Source organism: Clostridium sp. (genome assembly GCF_050717515.1).
Taxonomy (GTDB): Bacteria; Bacillota; Clostridia; order Clostridiales; family Clostridiaceae; genus Clostridium_AD.
The window spans coordinates 1-17277 of the sequence record NZ_JBOITL010000024.1; the positions used below are offsets into that span (position 1 = coordinate 1).

Below are 17277 nucleotides of genomic sequence, written 5' to 3' on the forward strand. Positions count from 1 at the left end.
AATAGTAATTATTCGCAGGTGTGGCGGAATGGCAGACGCACTAGACTTAGGATCTAGCGCCTCACGGTGTAAGGGTTCAAGTCCCTTCACCTGCACCATTACTATTTACAAGTAAAATGCTATTTACAAGAAAACAACATGCGGGGGTGGCTCAGTGGTAGAGCGTCACCTTGCCAAGGTGAACGTCGCGAGTTCGAATCTCGTCTCCCGCTCCAAATACGCGGGTATAACTCAATGGTAGAGTGTTAGCCTTCCAAGCTAATTACGAGGGTTCGATTCCCTCTACCCGCTCCAATTTAAGTCTTTAGTATTTATACTAAAGACTTTTTTAAAAATTATTTTTTTGCGCCCATAGCTCAGTTGGATAGAGTTGCAGACTTCGAATCTGAAGGTCGAGGGTTCGACTCCCCCTGGGCGCACCAAAAGCGTTGATATAGCAAGGTTTACAGAAATGTAAACCTTGCTATATTTTTATGGGTATAAGTGAAGATGATATTGAGAAACATACTCCACGTTTCTTAGGGTATATCAATGTAATGCTTAAAACGGGATATTTGACTGATTTGATTAAAGAAGGATAAAGTAGCAGAAAAGTTAAACATATGAAATGACATTTGAGTCAAGTATTTGTATAGTTTGGAAAGAATGTATTTACAAATTTCATATATATAATATAATTAAAAGTATAAGTCTATGTAATAAATGTAGGGGGTAAAGAAATATATTAGTAATAGGTATTAGTACAAATTAAAAATGTTAAAATATAATATCAATAGGGGGAACAAAATGATAAAAATTAAAAAAGTAGTAGCATTAAGTGTTGGTTTGATTATGACAGCTTCAGTATTCACTGGATGTTCAAGTAGTGGACTAGCGCTTATGAATGCTTTTGGAAAATCTCAAACAATAAATTCTATGGAGGCTAAAACTGATATTTCTGTAAAAGTTTCAGGTTCTAATATGTCAGCACAGGAACAGCAAATGATGAATGCAATGTTGCCTATGATAAATGGAATGAAAATATCTATGCTAACTAAAACTAATCAGAATAAAGAAAAAACAATTACTAAAGTTCAAAGTGATATGGTTTTAAAATTAGGTCAAATGCCTGAATCTGTAAACATGAGTGTCTGGGCTGATGTGGATATGACTGGAGATAAACCATTAGTTAATGAAGTAATTAAAATTCCTCAATTAATGATTTCTCAATTTCCGAAGGAGTTACAGGGTAAAGAGTATATGGTAATGAATTTAGCTGATATGACAAGTGCTCAAGGTATGCCTGGAACTGATTATAAAAAACTTATGTCTTTTAGTAAAGAATTTCAACCTAAATTTGTTGATTTTATGGTTAAGTATGCAAAACAATTTAATCCAATTACAGATAATATTAAACGTGTAGGTAGTGAAAGCTTTTTACAAGATAATAAAATGAAATCTACAGATACTTACGAAATAAAATTAACTGACAAGTCCTTTAAGGAGTTAATGCATTATACAGTGAATAATCTTGCTAAAAACACGGATGCTATGAACTTTGTTAAGGAGTATATGACAGCTATAATGTCAGTTTATAATATAACTGATGCGGAAGATAAAAGTAGTAAGGATGAAATGAATAAAGCATTTGATAATTTAACAACTCAATGGCCACAAGGACTTGCAAGTTTAAATAAATCTCTAGATTCTATTGATAACCTAAAAATTCTTGGGGATAATGGAATAAAAATTAGATATACTGTTAATGAGGATGGTTATATTATAAATGAAAAAGGAAATGCTGAGTTTGTTGTTGATTTACCTAGCATAATTAAATTAGCTGGAAACACTTCAAAAGCTAGCAGCCTAAGCGACCCTACTGGTATATATACTATAGCTGTGGATTTTAATACTGATAGGACTAATATCAATGGAAAAGTTGATATTTTATTACCAAAAGTGAACGCAACCAATTCATTTAACTTTACTGATATAATGAAAATGGTTTCTACAGAATTACCTATTAAATAAAAAAAGCGTCATAAACTATTATTGTTTATGACGTTTTTTTATTAAATTGAAAAGTTTTTGATACTATTTATCCCACAACGTTTTCATTATGTTATCATATTCATCTTCTACAGCACGTGATAGAACTGAAAGGATATCAAAAACTAACTTTGCATCAAAATTGTCACTAAAAGGTATGCAACATTTAGCATTTATTACATTGCCCAATTCATAAAAAGATATGAATTTGTAAGTACTATTAAGATCATTTAAAAGCTTATATAATTTTGCTTTTATAGTGTCATCGTTAATAATATTAGCAATATCGTATATGTACATATCAGCGTAGGCATCATCATCCGTTATAGCTACTACAACTTTAACTTTGGCATCTTTAATTGATTGTTCTTCAGGAATAACAAAAGTTGTAAATCCTTCAATATTGTTATTAGTAAGCATAGGTATAGTATTTTCATTTATAAATTGTTGGAATAATTTAGCGTTTTGTCCCATGTTTATGCCCCCTTAAAATTTTAATAGTATGAATTATTAAAAGAATTAATAATGGAATCATTATCTCATAAACCAACAAATAAGTAAATAAAACAAGGAATTGTTTTGTGAAATTAGGTTGACAGGAATGCGCATATATAGTATTATAAATAAAAGAATAAATAATAAATCACCTTTAATTTAGTCCGAGAGGCTGAGAAGGAAGTAGATGTTTTAAAGTGGTATTGCTACGCCTTCTCATAATAGAGATGGCGTTTTTTGTTTGGATAGTAATAATGAAATAAATAAACTTAATATTAAAAGTATTTTAGTACCTTTAAATTTAGTCCGGAGAGGCTGAGAAGGAGAGGATGTATATGTTAAAAGGAAGACACCTAATTGACCCAATGGATTTTACACTACTAGAGCTAGAGGAGATTTTTGATTATGCAGATGAGATAATTAAAAGTCCTGAAAAGTTTTCGCATATTTGCGATGGAAAGATTTTGGCAACATTATTTTATGAACCAAGTACAAGAACAAGATTAAGCTTTGAAGCAGCAATGTTAAGACTTGGAGGCCAGGTACTAGGTTTTTCTGAGGCAAAATCAAGTTCAGCAGCAAAAGGAGAAAGTGTAGCAGATACTATAAGAACAGTAGAATGTTATGCAGATATTGTAGCTATGAGGCATCCAAAAGAAGGAGCTCCTAAGGTTGCATCTATGAATTCAAAAATGCCAGTAATAAATGCAGGCGATGGTGGACATCAACACCCAACTCAAACACTAACAGATCTTTTAACCATAAGAAATATAAAAGGAACATTATCAAACTTAACCATAGGAATTTGTGGGGATTTAAAGTTTGGTAGAACAGTTCATTCATTAATAAAAGCCATGTCAAGATATGAAAACATCAAATTCGTACTAATTTCACCAAATGAGTTAACAATTCCTACGTACATTAAAACAGAAGTATTGGGAAAAAATAATATAGAGTTTCTGGAAGTTGAAAAATTGGAAGAGGTTATTGGAAATTTAGATATCTTATATATGACTAGAGTACAAAAGGAAAGATTTTTTAATGAGGAAGATTATATAAGGCTTAAAGATAGTTATATATTAGATAAAGAGAAAATGAAAAGCGCCAAAGAAGACATGATAATTCTTCACCCACTTCCTAGAGTTAATGAAATAGCTGTAGAAATTGATACTGATCCAAGGGCTTGCTACTTTAGACAAGCAAAATATGGTATGTACGCAAGAATGGCACTTATTGCTAAGCTTTTGGGGGTGGATAAATAATGGTTACAATTAATAGTATAAAAAGAGGAATAGTAATAGATCATATTAAAGCCGGTGTTGGAATAAAAATATTTAAGTATCTAGGCCTTGATAATGCAGATTATACAGTGGCTCTTATTATGAACGCAACTAGTGGGAAGCTTGGCCGCAAAGATATAATTAAGATAGAGAATGAAATTGATATAGATTTTGCAGTGCTAGGTTTTATAGATCCTAACATAACAATAAATATAATATCTGGAGAAGAAATTGAAAATAAAGTTAAACTAAGATTGCCAGATAAAATTGAGCATGTTATAAAATGCGATAATCCAAGATGTATCACATCTGTAGAGCAAGAAATTTTGCATAGTTTCTATTTAGCAGATAGGCAAAATGGCGAGTACAGATGTATATATTGTGATGAGGTTAACAACCCGACTAGTAAATTATAAAACATGCAGGATTTAAATTGTGATTTAGATTCTACATATAAATATTAGGTGCATTGGAATAAATAACAGGTCAATAAAAGTATATTGACCTGTGCCACAATCTAGTGTAAGAAGGGGGATAATTATGGAATTGCTAATTAAAAATGCAAGAATAGTTGATTCATCACAGGATTTTATAGGGGACATATATATAAATAGTGGAATAATATATGAAATAGGAAAAAAATTAGAAAAAGACTGTGAGGTTCTAGATGGAGAGGGATATATTTTAGCTCCTTCTTTTATAGATCTTCACAGTCATTTTAGAGAACCGGGATATACCTATAAAGAGGATATATTGTCTGGAATTCAGGCGGCGCTGCGTGGTGGATATACTGCCATAAATCTTATGGCAAATACAAAGCCAGTATGTAGCGACATGGACACCATAAATATGGTATTAAAAAAAGCTAGAGAAATAAAGCTTGTAGATATTCATCAATGTGCATCTATTACAGAGGATTTATTGGGGCAATCTATAGCTCACCTAGGTGAGCTGACTAATGAAGTAAGATTTATATCAGATGATGGCAGAGGAGTTTCTAGTAGTCTTGTAATGCTTCAGGCAATGGTAGTGGCCAGGGAAAAGAATTTAACAATTATATCTCATGCTGAAAATGAAGAATTGGTAGACATTGATACTAGACTTGCTGAAAATCTCATGACGGTGCGAGATATAACACTTTCGAAATTCACAGGTTGTAAGCTTCACTTAGCTCATGTTAGTACAAGCGAAGCTATGAATGACATTATAGTGGGTAAAAAACAGGGAGCAAGAATAACCTGTGAAGTTACACCACATCATATAGCATTAACTTCGGAAACTCAGTATAGAGTAAATCCACCACTGAGGGAAACAGAAGATGTGAATTTCTTAATCGAAGCTATAAAAGATGGTTTTGTGGATGTTATAGCCACTGACCACGCACCACATAGTATGGAAGATAAAATAAAAGGGGCTCCTGGCATATCAGGGCTAGAGACTTCTTTTCCAGTATGCTTTACTAAACTCGTAGGTGAGGGACATATTACCCTAAATAAACTTTCCGAACTTATGTCAAAAAATCCAGCTAAAATTATGGGACTAAACAAGGGCGAAATTAAAATAGGATTTGATGGAGATTTGGTGCTCTTAGATACTAAAACTAAATATAATATTGATACTAAGGAGTTTTTATCAAAAGGAAAAAATTCTCCCTTTGATGGAAAGAGTGTAATAGGCACAGTGATGTGCACCATTAAGGCAGGAAATATAGTTTATAAAGATAAGAGCTTTAAATAAAGAAGTTGATTTATAAATAAAATAGTAAAGGTGGGGTAACTGATGATTATAGATAAATTATTTAAAAGTGTAGAAAAGAAGGGTCATGTATGCATAGGTCTTGATACAGCATTGGAATACTTACCAACAGAATTTAAAAATAAGTTTGTATATGAGGATTATGCCTTATATAGATTTAATCAGCAAATAATTGATGCCACATTTGATGTAGCAGCTTGTTATAAGGTGCAAATAGCATATTATGAAGCTCTTGGACTAAAAGGTTTAAAAGTATATAAAGATACTTTAAAATATATAAAAAATAAAGGTGGCATTGTTATTGCAGATATCAAACGAGGAGATATTGCAAAAACTGCAGAAATGTATGCTAAAGCTCATTTTGAAGGAGATTTTGAAAGTGATTTTATAACTGTAAATCCATATATGGGCATGGATAGTATAGAGCCTTATCTTCCTTATTTAAAAAACAAGGAAAAAGGATTATTTTCATTAGTAAGAACCTCAAATAGTGGGGCAGAAGATATAGAGTATATAGAAAACAAAGAAAATAAAAGGGTTTATGATATTGTAGGGGAAAAACTATTAAAAATTGGAAGTGGATTTATGGGCGAATGTGGATATAGTTCGCTGGGTGGAGTTGTAGGTTGTACTCATATAGATGAAGGATTAAAGATGAGGAAAGAACTGGAAAAAATGTTTTTCTTAATACCAGGTTATGGAGCACAAGGTGGCGGGGCTGAGGATGTGGCCATATATTTGAAAAATGGAAATGGCGGAGTGGTAAATGCCTCTAGAAGTATTTTACTTGCATATAAGAAAGCAGAAAAGGTCGGAAGTCCTTTTGAAGAGTGTGCTAGAGAAGAGGCAATAAAAATGCGAGATGAAATAAGAGCAGCGGCAAGCATAATAAATGAAAAATAGGAATAATGGGAAATAGATAAAATAATCCGTGATTTTTCATGAAATACTGGAGGGATATAGTTGATATGCTCAGTAGAGAAAATATATGAAAATGTTGAAATAAGTGAAGGCGTGTATATGCTTTCTATAAAGGGCAAGTTTAACGTAAAGCCGGGTCAATTTTTTATGTTAAAGGTAGGTGATCTGGAACCGTTATTACCAAGACCTATAAGTGTTTATGATGTAGACGAAGAGAAAATAAGCTTTTTATATGGAATAGTAGGTAAAGGTACAAAACTTCTTAGTAAACTTTCGGAAAATGAGGAAGTTCAGATAATGGGACCTTTGGGAAATGGATTTGATGTAGAGAAAATAAAAGGGAAAATTGCTGTAGTATCTGGAGGAATTGGAATAGCGCCACTTATTTATTTGATTAAAAAGCTTACTGGTTGTGAGATAGATTTGTATTCAGGGTTTAGGACTGTGGACTATTCTGTGGATACTGTGGAAAAATATGTAAATAAAGTTTATTTATCCACAGAAAGTGGTCTAAAAGGTCATAAGGGATACGTAACAGATATAATAAATCCACAAAAATATGGAACAGTTATATGTTGCGGACCAGAAATTATGATGAAAAAAGTTATAAATTTATGTAATGATGCTAAAGTGCCTGTATATGTGTCAATGGAAACGCACATGGCCTGTGGAATAGGTGCATGTCTTGTATGTACTTGTAAAACAGTGGGTGGAAATAAAAGAACCTGCAAGGATGGTCCAGTTTTTCTTGGGAAGGATTTGATTTTTAATGACTAATGTAGAATTATGTGGTGTGAATTTAAAAAATCCTGTAATAGCGGCATCTGGAACTTTTGGATTTGGAGAAGAATATAAGCAATATTTCGATATAGAAAAATTAGGGGGCATATGCTCTAAAGGCCTTACAATTAATGAAAAACAAGGTAATGATGGTATACGCATTTATGAAACAAGAGGTGGAATGCTAAATAGTGTAGGGCTTCAAAATCCGGGTATTGAAAAGTTTATAAATGTAGAACTTCCAAAGATGCGTGGATATAACACAGCTATAATTGCAAATGTTGGAGGAGGCAATATAGAAGAGTATATGGCCTCCATACAAAGATTAAATAATGAAGCTATAGATATAGTTGAATTGAATATATCTTGCCCTAATGTAAAATGCGGGGGAATGGCTTTTGGAATCAATTCAAAGGTAGCCTATGAAATGGTTCGAGAAGTGAAGAGTATTTGCAAGAAACCGCTTATGGTAAAATTATCACCAAATGCAGAGAATATAGTGGATATGGCATGCCGTTGCTGCGAAGCTGGGGCAGATGCATTATCATTGGTAAACACTTTTAAAGGCATGGCAGTGGATATACACCGTGGTAAAGCAGTTTTTAATAATATATATGCAGGGCTATCAGGACCAGCTATAAAGCCTATGGCACTCCGAATGGTTCATGAGGTATGTAAAGCTGTAAATATACCAGTTGTAGGTATGGGTGGTATATGCAGCGCTGAGGATGCCATAGAATTTATAATGGTGGGTGCACAAGCAATTCAAGTTGGAACTGCTAATTTCATTAAACCGGATATTTGTAATGATATAATAAAAGGGATTGAAGATTATATGACACGCCAAGGTATTAAAGATTTAAGTGAAATTAGAGGGATCATTTAATACAATTGAGAGTTTAGAATTGATGAAATTTTTCCTTGCGAAAAAGATGACTATTAACTGTTCACTAAAAAAAAGGAGTGTTAATTATGAGTATTAATGTTTTAGATATATTAAAAGAATCAGGTGCACTACTAGAGGGTCACTTTCTGTTATCCTCAGGAAGACACAGTAATAGATATTGCCAATGTGCAAAATTGCTTCAGTATCCAGATAAGGCTGAGAAAGTGCTCAGTGTAGCAGTTGCAAAAATTAAAGACATAGACTTTGATGTGGTAGTAGGCCCTGCTATGGGTGGGATAATAGTAGCTTATGAAGTAGGTAGACAAACTGGAAAGCCTGCTATATTTACTGAAAGAGTTAACGGTACCTTTGAACTTAGACGTGGATTTGAAATTAAAAAGGGCCAGAAGGTTTTAATTACAGAGGATGTAGTAACTACTGGAAAATCTTCATTAGAAACAATAGAGGTTTTAAAGGAACTTGGTGCAGAGGTAGTTGGAATATGCTGTATTGTAGATAGAGGGAGTAGTACTATTGACTATCCTATTTACAGCGCTATAAAGTTAGATATTGAAAGCTATGATGCGGCCGATTGCCCACTTTGCAAAGAAGGAACAGCTTATATAAAACCAGGGAGTAGAAATATAAAATAATCACATGATAAAAAAGATAGGAAATTTCTCCTGCGTACCTTGCAAACGAACTTAAAACTAGAAATTCCATTTCAATAGTTTCTGCGTTTCGTATTGCAAGTCACTTCGGATAAATTACCTATCTTATATTATTTCTAAAAGGACATTATGATCATGAATTATTGAGTTGCTTACACCTGTAAATGAAATTTTAAACTATAAATAGCACATTGGTATTTTCACAACTTGGCAGTAAAAATATTAAATAATTAAAGGCCTCTTTTTTCTTATAGCATTCTATAAGAAAAAAGAGGCCTTTATACCATATAAAATGTTGTGATGTATGTGATTTTGAATTTTTATTTGATATTAAGTAAATTATTTATTAATGTTTGAAGCTCATTAGTTTTATCTTTATCCATTGGTTCTACACCTTTTAATTTATATGGTATAGCTAGAGATTCATATTTGCTTACTCCAAGAACATGATAGGGAAGAAGTTGAACTTTATCAACTCTTGGAACTTCTTCGCTAATAATTTTAGAGAGTTTAGTTATATGTTCCACAGAATCTGTAATTCCTGGTACAACAACATGTCTTACCCAAACTCTAGATTTTGATTTTCTTAAAGCCTCTAAAAATAAATTAAGATCTGATGTATCTCTACCAGTTAAATTAACATATCCTTGACTAGTTGTCTGTTTTATATCTAAAAGCACTAAATCTGTATATTCTAATATCTCAGCATAGTCACCATTACCAAAACCAGAGGTATCTATGGCAGTATGAATGCCATTTTGTTTACATAATTTTAAGCACTGGAGTAAGAATTCTGGTTGCATTAATGGGTCACCACCAGAGAAAGTAACTCCGCCGCCAGATCTACTAAAATATGGTTTAAATCTAACAATCTTTTGAACCAGGTCTTCTGGAGTCGTTTCTATGCCACCATTTAGCTTCCAAGTATCTGGGTTATGGCAGTAGGCACATCTTAGTTTACAACCTTGAAGAAAAACCACTACTCTTACTCCGGGACCATCAACGAGTCCCATGCTTTCTATAGAATGAATTTTACCTTTTACCATATATATTCCTCCTCAGCTTTGATATAAAACAACTATATTCATTTCATATTAAAACAAAAATTAAAAAATGTTTTTGCTTTGATATAAAATGAAATTATTATTTATATATAATATGAGAAGCACTTATAAGAATAAGCGCCTCTCATACTATATAAAATTATGTCTTAATTAGATTTTTTTGTGGAAAGTTCTACTAATAACTTCAAGCTGCTGTTCTTTTGATAATCTGTTGAAATGAACGGCATATCCTGAAACTCTTATTGTTAATGTTGGGTATTTGTCTGGATTCTCATAAGCATCAACTAAAACTTCTCTATTTAGTACATTTACATTTAAATGGTGTGCACTTTGTGCAAAATAACCATCTAAAAGGAAAACTAAATTGTTTATTCTTGTAGCTTCATCCATTCCAAGAGCCTCTGGTACTATTGAAAAAGTATTTGAAACTCCATCTTGGCAATAATTTCTATAAGGAATTTTAGCAACTGAATTTAATGATGCTAGTGCCCCATTTACATCGTGACATTGAGTTGGGTTTGCCCCTGGAGCAAGTGCTATACCTTGTTTTCTTCCATCAGGAGTTGATCCTGTCTTCTTACCATAAACTACGTTAGAAGTAATAGTAAGTGCTGATAAGGTATGTTCAGCGTTCTTATAAGCTGGGTGTTTTTTAAGAGCATCACTAAATTCCTTAACGAGGTTAACAGCTAAATCATCAACTCTGTCATCATCATTACCGTATTTAGGGAAATCTCCATCTATTTCAAAGTCAATAGTTATACCATTTTCATTTCTTATTGGCTTAACCTTAGCATATTTTATAGCACTTAAAGAGTCGGCTGCAACTGAAAGCCCTGCTACACCAAATGCCATGAAGTATTTAAGATCAGTGTCATGAAAAGCAAGTTGACCAGCTTCATAAGCATATTTATCATGCATATAATGTATAGTATTCATTGTATTTACATACATTTCAGCAACATATGCTAAAACTTTTGAATACATTTCTCTAACTGATTTGTAATCAAGAATCTCATCATTATTCTTTGGAATTCCAGGTACTACAAGCTTACCTTTTAATTCGTCTACACCACCGTTAAGTGATAGTAATAATGATTTAGCAAGGTTTGCGCGAGCTCCAAAGAACTGCATTCTCTTACCTATTTCCATAGCAGAAACGCAACAAGCTATGCCATAATCTTCTCCGTAAATTGGTCTCATAATATCATCATTTTCATATTGAACTGCGTCCGTTTCTATGGACATTTTAGCACAGTACTTTTTGAAAGTTTCAGGTAATTTTTCTGACCAAAGCACAGTCATATTTGGTTCTGGTGCTGATCCTAAATTTGTTAATGTGTGAAGGAATCTAAATGAATTCTTTGTAACCATAGCTTTACCATTAAGAGCTACTCCACCTATTGATTCTGTTACCCAATTTGGATCTCCACCAAATAATTCATTGTATTCAGGTGTTCTAAGATGTCTTGCCATTCTAAGTTTAATTACAAATTGATCAATAATTTCTTGTGCACCATCTTCAGTTATTGTTCCTGCAGCTAAATCTCTTTCAAAATAAATATCTAAGAAAGTAGTAGTACGTCCTAAAGACATTGCAGCACCATTGTTTTCTTTTATTCCTGCAAGATATCCAATATAAACCGCTTGAACAGCTTCGCAAGCTGTGGTAGCTGGTTTTGAAATATCAACACCGTATTTTGAAGCCATGCTTTTTACTTGAGCAAGGGCTCTTATTTGCATACTTAATTCTTCTCTATGTCTTATTAGTGAATCAGTAGCTAGTCCTGTTAATTCATTTAAGTCTTTTTTCTTTTGCTCCACTAAAAAATCTATTCCGTAAAGAGCTATTCTTCTATAGTCTCCTATTATTCTTCCACGACCGTATGCATCTGGAAGTCCAGTTAGGAGTCCTACATTTCTTGCAACTTTCGTAGCAGGTGTGTATGCATCAAAAACTCCTTCGTTATGAGTTTTTCTGTACTTAGGAAAGTATTCTTCTATATCACTGTTTAATTTGTAGCCGTATTCTTCTAGTGATTGTTCTACCATTCTAAATCCACCAAATGGGTTTACTATTCTTTTTAATGGAGCATCTGTTTGTAGTCCAACAATTACTTCGTTTTCTTTATCTATATATCCAGGAGCAAAATTATCTATTCCTGAAATTGCATTAGTTTCTACATCTATAATACCTTTTTTTATTTCTTCTATAATAAGTGCATTAGCTTTATTCCAAACTTTATCAGTCTTAGCTGTTGTTCCTACTAAAAAACTATCGTCACCTTCATATAAAGTATAATTTTTTTGAATAAAGTCTTTTACATCAATTCCGTTTTTCCATTCGTCGCCTTTAAAGCCATTCCATTGTTTAAACATTTTTTTTCCTCCTTATAATACACTAATTTTAGGCCGTTTTTTAGATTAATTCTTAAACCTTAAAATTAAATGAGTAAAACATGTCGAATAATGAATATTAGTTGATATTGAATACTGCTTTAAAACATCACACAATATTTTATTATATTTGTTAATGCACAAAAGTAAAATTCATATAAGATTAATAAAATAATTAACAGCCATATATGTTATTAAAACTTAATCTGTTAATATAATATATTGTAATATTAAAAATGAAACAGTTCAAGTGATTATATAAAAGTTGCAAAATTTAGAAAATTACAATAATTATATAAGCACTGATATTAAAGGCATTACCAGTAAAAAAATATAAAAATAAACAATGAAACAGAAGAATTTTAATGCGAAACAACAGGATATTATATTGATTTTAATTGGGGCATATGTAAAATATTTAAAGATACAATAATTTATACCACTTTAATTTTAAGGAAATATTCAGATTGAAATTTGAAAAAAAATTGTATTTGGGAAAGACATAATAAATCTATAAAAATTAATATTCTTTTCATTTATAATGCGTTATAATAATAATGTATTGGTATAATGTATTATTATAATGGAGGTTTAAAAATATGAGAAAACCTAGCATGTTTAGCAAGGATTATAAGAAAGAAATAAAAAAAAGAAAAAGGAAAATAGCACTATTGATTATTGTCCCTATAATGGGGTTAACTATATTTTTGATTACAGATTTTAATGCGCTAAAAAATACTGGGATAAGTATTAAGAAGGGTGTAAATAACATCCTATTAAATAAATCAAAAGACAAGCAGGGTAGTGAAGTGAAAGTTGAAAAAAAACAGCAAGTTGTTAAAAAACAATTAGATTCAGAAAAGAGCAAAGCGGTTCAAGCGGAAGTAGCTTTGAAAAATGAAGTGTTTGCTGTGAACCTATCTGATGGGCAAAAAATAAGTATTGAATTTAGTGTTAAGGCAGCAGAGAAAACTATAAAAGGTGTAACGGATGATAAAAATATTTCATATGATATAAGTCCAAGTAAGAAATCAATAGTTATACAGAGTAAAAACAATCAGGATTTGCTATACGTTGATGTAAACAAAGTTAGCAAAGACATTACAAAAAAAACACATGAATCTAGCAAAGGTCAAATGTTTTCAAAGGATGGACTATTTAAAACACATAAAAACTACATTTGGTCAATTACGCCTAAGTTCATTGATGAAGATAACATTGCATATGTTAGTGAATTACCTTGGATAAACGAAAACGCAGTACAATATATATGGAAGGTGAATTTGAAAAGTAATGTTCATACGCAGGTAAAACCAGCATCTGGTAAAAATATCACTTTTAAAAATATCACTCCTAAGGGTCTTACCACACTTATAGATGGTAATGTGTTATATGTAACTCCCACTGGGCAAGCAATAGAATAGAATATTTGGAGTATTATGTAATTGAAAAATGTTAATAGATTATAACATTACTAAAATTATGTTGTAAATTATAAAAAATTTGGTTATAATCAGTAATATTAGACTATATAAGTATAGATGCTTAATAATATTTGTAAAGACCTTAAAATTTATGTTATAATGTTAAGGTTAACAAGCATTTGTGGTGATTAGGAGGAGTAATATAATGAAAGTTAAAATGGAAAAATTAGAAAAAAATATTGTTAAATTAGAAATAACAGTGGAAGCAAAAAGGTTTAATGAATCTTTGAAAAAATCTTCTGCAAAAAACTCAAAGACTATAAACATACCTGGATTTAGAAAAGGTAAAGCACCAATGTCTATAATAAAGAAAATGTATGGTGAAGGTGTTTTCTTTGAAGACGCTATAAATTTCTGTTGTGATGATACATATCCAGAGGCTTTAAAAGAGTATGACATAAGTCCATTGGATTATCCTAAAATTGATATTATTGAAATAGGCGAAGGAAAAGATTTTGTATATACTGCTTCTGTAGCAGTAATTCCAGAAGTTAAACTTGGAGAGTACAAAGGACTTGAAGCTAAGAAAACTGAATATAATGTAACAGATGATGAAATTGAAAACCAACTAAAAGGTATGCAAGAAAAAAATGCTAGAATCGAAGAGAAGGTTGATGGCACTGTTGCAATGGGCGATATAGCTGTTATAGATTTTAAAGGATTTATTGAAGAGGCAGCTTTTGATGGCGGAGAAGGAAAAGACTTTGAACTTGAAATTGGTTCAGGATCATTTATCGATACCTTTGAACAGCAATTAGTGGGACTCAAAGCAGGAGAAAGTAAAGAAGTTAAAGTTAATTTTCCAGAAGCATATGGAAGAGAAGACTTAAATGGAAAACTTGCAACTTTTAATGTAACTATTAAAAGCATGAAGGTAAAAGAATTACCAGCTATTGATGATGAATTTGCTAAAGATGTATCAGAATTTGATACTTTAGAAGAACTAAGAAATGACATTAAAACAAACCTTGAAAAATCAAGTAAAGATAGAGAAGTTAAAGAATTTGAAGAAGCAGTAATAGATGCAGTTTGTTCAAATGTTCAAATGGACATTCCAGAAGTTATGATAAAAAGAGAAACTGATGTAATGCTCAAAGATTTAGAAACGAAATTAAAATATCAAGGGTTAGATCTTGAGCAATATTATCAGTATACTAATAATACAGAAGAAAAAGTTAGAGAATTCATGAAAGAAGCAGCTGAAAAAAGGGTTAAAACAGATTTAATAATAACAGAAATAGCAAAAATAGAAAAAGTTGAAGCGACTGATGAAGAATTGCTTGCAAAAGCTAAAGAAGTTGCTACGCAATATGGACAAAAAGATATAGATAAAACAGCAGATTTAATTCTGAAAGCACAAAAAGAATATCTGAAAATTGATGTTGTAAATGAAAAAGTAATAAAAATGTTAGTTGATAGCGCTAAAGTTATTGCATAATATACTTTGAAATTAATTGCCAGATATCTTTCTGGCAATTAATTTTAAATATAGGATAAAATTATATGGTTAAAAATCAATTATATAGGATAGAATTACAGGTGAATTACCGGTGGAAGTAGTTCTATTAATAGACAAGAGGAGGGAATTATATGAGTTTGGTACCAATGGTTGTTGAACAAACAAATAGGGGAGAAAGATCCTATGATATTTATTCAAGATTACTAAAAGAAAGAATAATTTTTCTAGGTGAAGAAGTGAATGATACTACTGCTAGTTTAATTGTTGCTCAATTATTGTATTTGGAGTCTGAAGACCCTGATAAAGATATTTATTTATATATAAATAGTCCGGGTGGATCAATTACAGCAGGAATGGCTATTTTTGACACAATGCAATATATAAAACCACAAGTTTCAACTATATGCACAGGTATGGCAGCATCCATGGGAGCTTTCTTACTAGCAGCTGGAGAAAAGGGTAAAAGATTTGCATTACCTAATAGTGAAATTTTGATACACCAGCCCCTGGGTGGATTCCAAGGTCAAGCAACGGATATTGATATTCATGCAAAACGAATTCTTAGAACTAAAGTTACGTTAAATAACATATTGTGTGAAAGAACTGGCCAATCAATAGAGAAAATTCAACATGATGTTGAAAGAGATTATTTCATGAGTGCGCAAGAGGCAATGGAGTATGGATTAATAGATGAAGTTATAAGTAAAAAGAAATAACATTAATTGAGGTGAAAATATGCCAAAGTATGATGAAAAAAAACAACTTAAATGTTCTTTCTGTGGTAAAACCCAAGACCAAGTTAGAAGATTAATAGCAGGACCGGGAGTATATATCTGTGATGAGTGTATAGAATTATGTTCTGAAATAATTGTAGATGAATTTCAGGGGGATGTGGAATTAGACCTAGGTACATTGCCAAAACCTGCAGAAATAAAAAGGTATATAGATGATTACGTAGTTGGTCAAGATACCGCTAAAAAATCCTTGGCTGTGGCAGTATATAATCATTACAAAAGAATAAATTCAAATATTAATGAAGGTGAAGTTGAACTTCAGAAAAGTAATATTTTACTACTTGGACCTACAGGTTGCGGGAAAACACTTCTTGCTCAAACCTTGGCAAAATATTTAAATGTACCTTTTGCTATAGCAGATGCAACTACACTTACTGAAGCAGGTTACGTAGGGGAAGATGTGGAAAATATCTTGCTTAAATTAATACAAAATGCTGACTATGATGTAGAAAAGGCAGAAAAAGGTATTATCTATATAGATGAAATAGATAAAATTGCTAGAAAATCAGAAAATCCTTCCATAACTAGGGATGTATCTGGTGAAGGTGTTCAACAAGCATTACTTAAAATATTAGAAGGAACTACAGCATCAGTACCACCACAAGGCGGAAGAAAGCACCCTCATCAGGAGTTTATTCAGATAAACACAGCTAATATTTTATTTATCTGTGGAGGAGCCTTTGATGGACTTGATAAAATTATAGAAAAAAGAACTAGAACTACTTCAGTTGGTTTTGGAGCTGAAATACAATCTAAAGAAGAAAAAAATGTAGGGGAACTATTGAAATCTATAATGCCAGGAGATTTACTGAAATTTGGTTTAATTCCAGAGTTTGTAGGTAGGCTTCCTATAGTAGTCACTCTTGAAGCTTTAGATGAAGAGGCATTGGTTAAAATTCTTAGTGAACCTAAAAATGCGCTTATTAAACAATATAAGAAATTGTTTGAGATGGATAACGTAGAGTTAGAGTTTGAAGAGCTAGCTTTAAAAGCTATAGCCAAAGAAGCTATTAAAAGAAAAACTGGAGCTCGTGGACTAAGATCTATTATAGAAGATACAATGAAGGAAATTATGTTTGATATTCCATCGAATGAAGAAGTAGCTAAAGTAATAGTTAACGAAGAAACTATTAAAACTAGAAACCCACAACTAATTTTAGCTGAAAGTGGGAAAAGAGAAAAATTAAAGTTAACAAAAAAAATTAAAAGTAAAAAAGGTATAGAAACAGCATAAAAATAAAATATAAATATATTAGAAAGACG

At 31.8% G+C, this 17277-nt stretch carries 15 protein-coding genes and 4 tRNA genes; 16 read left to right on the forward strand and 3 right to left on the reverse strand.

Going from position 1 to position 17277, the window contains the following annotated elements; genetic code table 11:
• Positions 1–14: 14 nt before the first annotated feature.
• The 5 genes from ACREV6_RS08780 to ACREV6_RS08800 all read left to right on the forward strand — a co-directional run bounded on the left by ACREV6_RS08780 (position 15) and on the right by ACREV6_RS08800 (position 2010).
• A tRNA-Leu gene (locus ACREV6_RS08780) sits at positions 15–98 on the forward strand.
• 42 nt (positions 99–140) lie between these two features.
• Positions 141–215, forward strand: a tRNA-Gly gene (locus ACREV6_RS08785).
• Between the two features lie 5 nt (positions 216–220).
• Positions 221–294: transfer RNA gene (locus ACREV6_RS08790), tRNA-Gly, on the forward strand.
• Between the two features lie 51 nt (positions 295–345).
• Positions 346–422: transfer RNA gene (locus tag ACREV6_RS08795), tRNA-Arg, on the forward strand.
• A gap of 364 nt (positions 423–786) precedes the next feature.
• Entirely contained in the window at positions 787–2010 is a 1224-nt protein-coding gene (locus ACREV6_RS08800; RefSeq protein WP_431577639.1) for a hypothetical protein, read from the forward strand.
• A 63-nt stretch (positions 2011–2073) separates the two neighbouring features.
• Here ACREV6_RS08800 and ACREV6_RS08805 read toward each other — a convergent pair whose 3' ends face one another.
• The gene (locus tag ACREV6_RS08805; RefSeq protein WP_431577640.1) at positions 2074–2502 is read right to left on the reverse strand and encodes a hypothetical protein; all 429 of its coding nucleotides are present in this window, start codon (positions 2500–2502) and stop codon (positions 2074–2076) included.
• 356 nt (positions 2503–2858) lie between these two features.
• On the opposite strand from ACREV6_RS08805, the gene pyrB reads away from it, so the two are divergent.
• The 7 genes from pyrB (at position 2859) to pyrE (ending at position 8798) form a co-directional block, all read left to right on the forward strand.
• Complete coding sequence (gene pyrB / locus ACREV6_RS08810; RefSeq protein ID WP_431577641.1) at positions 2859–3785, forward strand: aspartate carbamoyltransferase; 927 nt, start codon at positions 2859–2861, stop codon at positions 3783–3785.
• Positions 3785–4219, forward strand: coding sequence for an aspartate carbamoyltransferase regulatory subunit (locus ACREV6_RS08815; protein ID WP_431577642.1), 435 nt, complete (start codon positions 3785–3787; stop codon positions 4217–4219). The genes pyrB and ACREV6_RS08815 overlap by 1 nt, the downstream gene beginning before the upstream one ends.
• Positions 4220–4343: 124 nt before the next feature.
• Positions 4344–5540 carry a dihydroorotase gene (locus ACREV6_RS08820; RefSeq protein WP_431577643.1) on the forward strand — a complete coding sequence of 399 codons (1197 nt, stop codon included), beginning with the start codon at positions 4344–4346 and terminating at the stop codon, positions 5538–5540.
• Positions 5541–5582: 42 nt separating this feature from the next.
• Positions 5583–6461, forward strand: coding sequence for an orotidine-5'-phosphate decarboxylase (pyrF, locus tag ACREV6_RS08825; RefSeq protein WP_431577644.1), 879 nt, complete (start codon positions 5583–5585; stop codon positions 6459–6461).
• 117 nt (positions 6462–6578) lie between these two features.
• A complete protein-coding gene (locus ACREV6_RS08830; RefSeq protein WP_431577780.1) occupies positions 6579–7256 on the forward strand; it encodes a dihydroorotate dehydrogenase electron transfer subunit in 678 nt (225 codons plus the stop codon).
• Positions 7249–8145: a dihydroorotate dehydrogenase gene (locus ACREV6_RS08835; RefSeq protein WP_431577645.1), complete on the forward strand. Its 897-nt coding sequence runs from the start codon at positions 7249–7251 to the stop codon at positions 8143–8145. Before ACREV6_RS08830 ends, ACREV6_RS08835 begins: the two co-directional genes overlap by 8 nt.
• 86 nt (positions 8146–8231) lie before the next feature.
• Complete coding sequence (gene pyrE, locus ACREV6_RS08840; protein ID WP_431577646.1) at positions 8232–8798, forward strand: orotate phosphoribosyltransferase; 567 nt, start codon at positions 8232–8234, stop codon at positions 8796–8798.
• 338 nt (positions 8799–9136) lie between these two features.
• On the opposite strand, the gene pflA is transcribed toward pyrE, so the two are convergent.
• Positions 9137–9862, reverse strand: a complete 726-nt coding sequence (gene pflA, locus ACREV6_RS08845) for a pyruvate formate-lyase-activating protein (RefSeq protein ID WP_431577647.1) — start codon at positions 9860–9862, stop codon at positions 9137–9139.
• Positions 9863–10030: 168 nt separating this feature from the next.
• Positions 10031–12259 (reverse strand): formate C-acetyltransferase, encoded by a 2229-nt coding sequence (gene pflB, locus ACREV6_RS08850; protein ID WP_431577648.1) that lies wholly within the window; start codon positions 12257–12259, stop codon positions 10031–10033.
• Positions 12260–12876: 617 nt separating this feature from the next.
• Between pflB and ACREV6_RS08855 the strand changes: the two genes are divergently transcribed.
• From ACREV6_RS08855 to clpX, 4 genes are all read left to right on the forward strand, one after another.
• Positions 12877–13701 carry a hypothetical protein gene (locus tag ACREV6_RS08855; protein ID WP_431577649.1) on the forward strand — a complete coding sequence of 275 codons (825 nt, stop codon included), beginning with the start codon at positions 12877–12879 and terminating at the stop codon, positions 13699–13701.
• 205 nt (positions 13702–13906) lie between these two features.
• The gene (tig, locus tag ACREV6_RS08860; RefSeq protein WP_431577650.1) at positions 13907–15199 is read left to right on the forward strand and encodes a trigger factor; all 1293 of its coding nucleotides are present in this window, start codon (positions 13907–13909) and stop codon (positions 15197–15199) included.
• A gap of 152 nt (positions 15200–15351) precedes the next feature.
• Positions 15352–15936, forward strand: coding sequence for an ATP-dependent Clp endopeptidase proteolytic subunit ClpP (gene clpP, locus ACREV6_RS08865; RefSeq protein WP_431577651.1), 585 nt, complete (start codon positions 15352–15354; stop codon positions 15934–15936).
• A 19-nt stretch (positions 15937–15955) separates the two neighbouring features.
• Entirely contained in the window at positions 15956–17248 is a 1293-nt protein-coding gene (clpX, locus tag ACREV6_RS08870; protein ID WP_431577652.1) for an ATP-dependent Clp protease ATP-binding subunit ClpX, read from the forward strand.
• The last annotated feature ends 29 nt before the right edge of the window (positions 17249–17277 follow it).

Coding starts and splice junctions, on each gene's coding strand:
- ACREV6_RS08835 (WP_431577645.1), top strand. CDS start 7,249: ATGACTAATGTAGAATTATGTGGTGTGAATTTAAAAAATCCTGTAATA.
- ACREV6_RS08855 (WP_431577649.1), top strand. CDS start 12,877: ATGAGAAAACCTAGCATGTTTAGCAAGGATTATAAGAAAGAAATAAAA.
- pyrB (WP_431577641.1), top strand. CDS start 2,859: ATGTTAAAAGGAAGACACCTAATTGACCCAATGGATTTTACACTACTA.
- ACREV6_RS08830 (WP_431577780.1), top strand. CDS start 6,579: ATGCTTTCTATAAAGGGCAAGTTTAACGTAAAGCCGGGTCAATTTTTT.
- ACREV6_RS08815 (WP_431577642.1), top strand. CDS start 3,785: ATGGTTACAATTAATAGTATAAAAAGAGGAATAGTAATAGATCATATT.
- pyrE (WP_431577646.1), top strand. CDS start 8,232: ATGAGTATTAATGTTTTAGATATATTAAAAGAATCAGGTGCACTACTA.
- pyrF (WP_431577644.1), top strand. CDS start 5,583: ATGATTATAGATAAATTATTTAAAAGTGTAGAAAAGAAGGGTCATGTA.
- clpX (WP_431577652.1), top strand. CDS start 15,956: ATGCCAAAGTATGATGAAAAAAAACAACTTAAATGTTCTTTCTGTGGT.
- tig (WP_431577650.1), top strand. CDS start 13,907: ATGAAAGTTAAAATGGAAAAATTAGAAAAAAATATTGTTAAATTAGAA.
- clpP (WP_431577651.1), top strand. CDS start 15,352: ATGAGTTTGGTACCAATGGTTGTTGAACAAACAAATAGGGGAGAAAGA.
- ACREV6_RS08800 (WP_431577639.1), top strand. CDS start 787: ATGATAAAAATTAAAAAAGTAGTAGCATTAAGTGTTGGTTTGATTATG.
- pflA (WP_431577647.1), bottom strand. CDS start 9,862: ATGGTAAAAGGTAAAATTCATTCTATAGAAAGCATGGGACTCGTTGAT.
- ACREV6_RS08820 (WP_431577643.1), top strand. CDS start 4,344: ATGGAATTGCTAATTAAAAATGCAAGAATAGTTGATTCATCACAGGAT.
- ACREV6_RS08805 (WP_431577640.1), bottom strand. CDS start 2,502: ATGGGACAAAACGCTAAATTATTCCAACAATTTATAAATGAAAATACT.
- pflB (WP_431577648.1), bottom strand. CDS start 12,259: ATGTTTAAACAATGGAATGGCTTTAAAGGCGACGAATGGAAAAACGGA.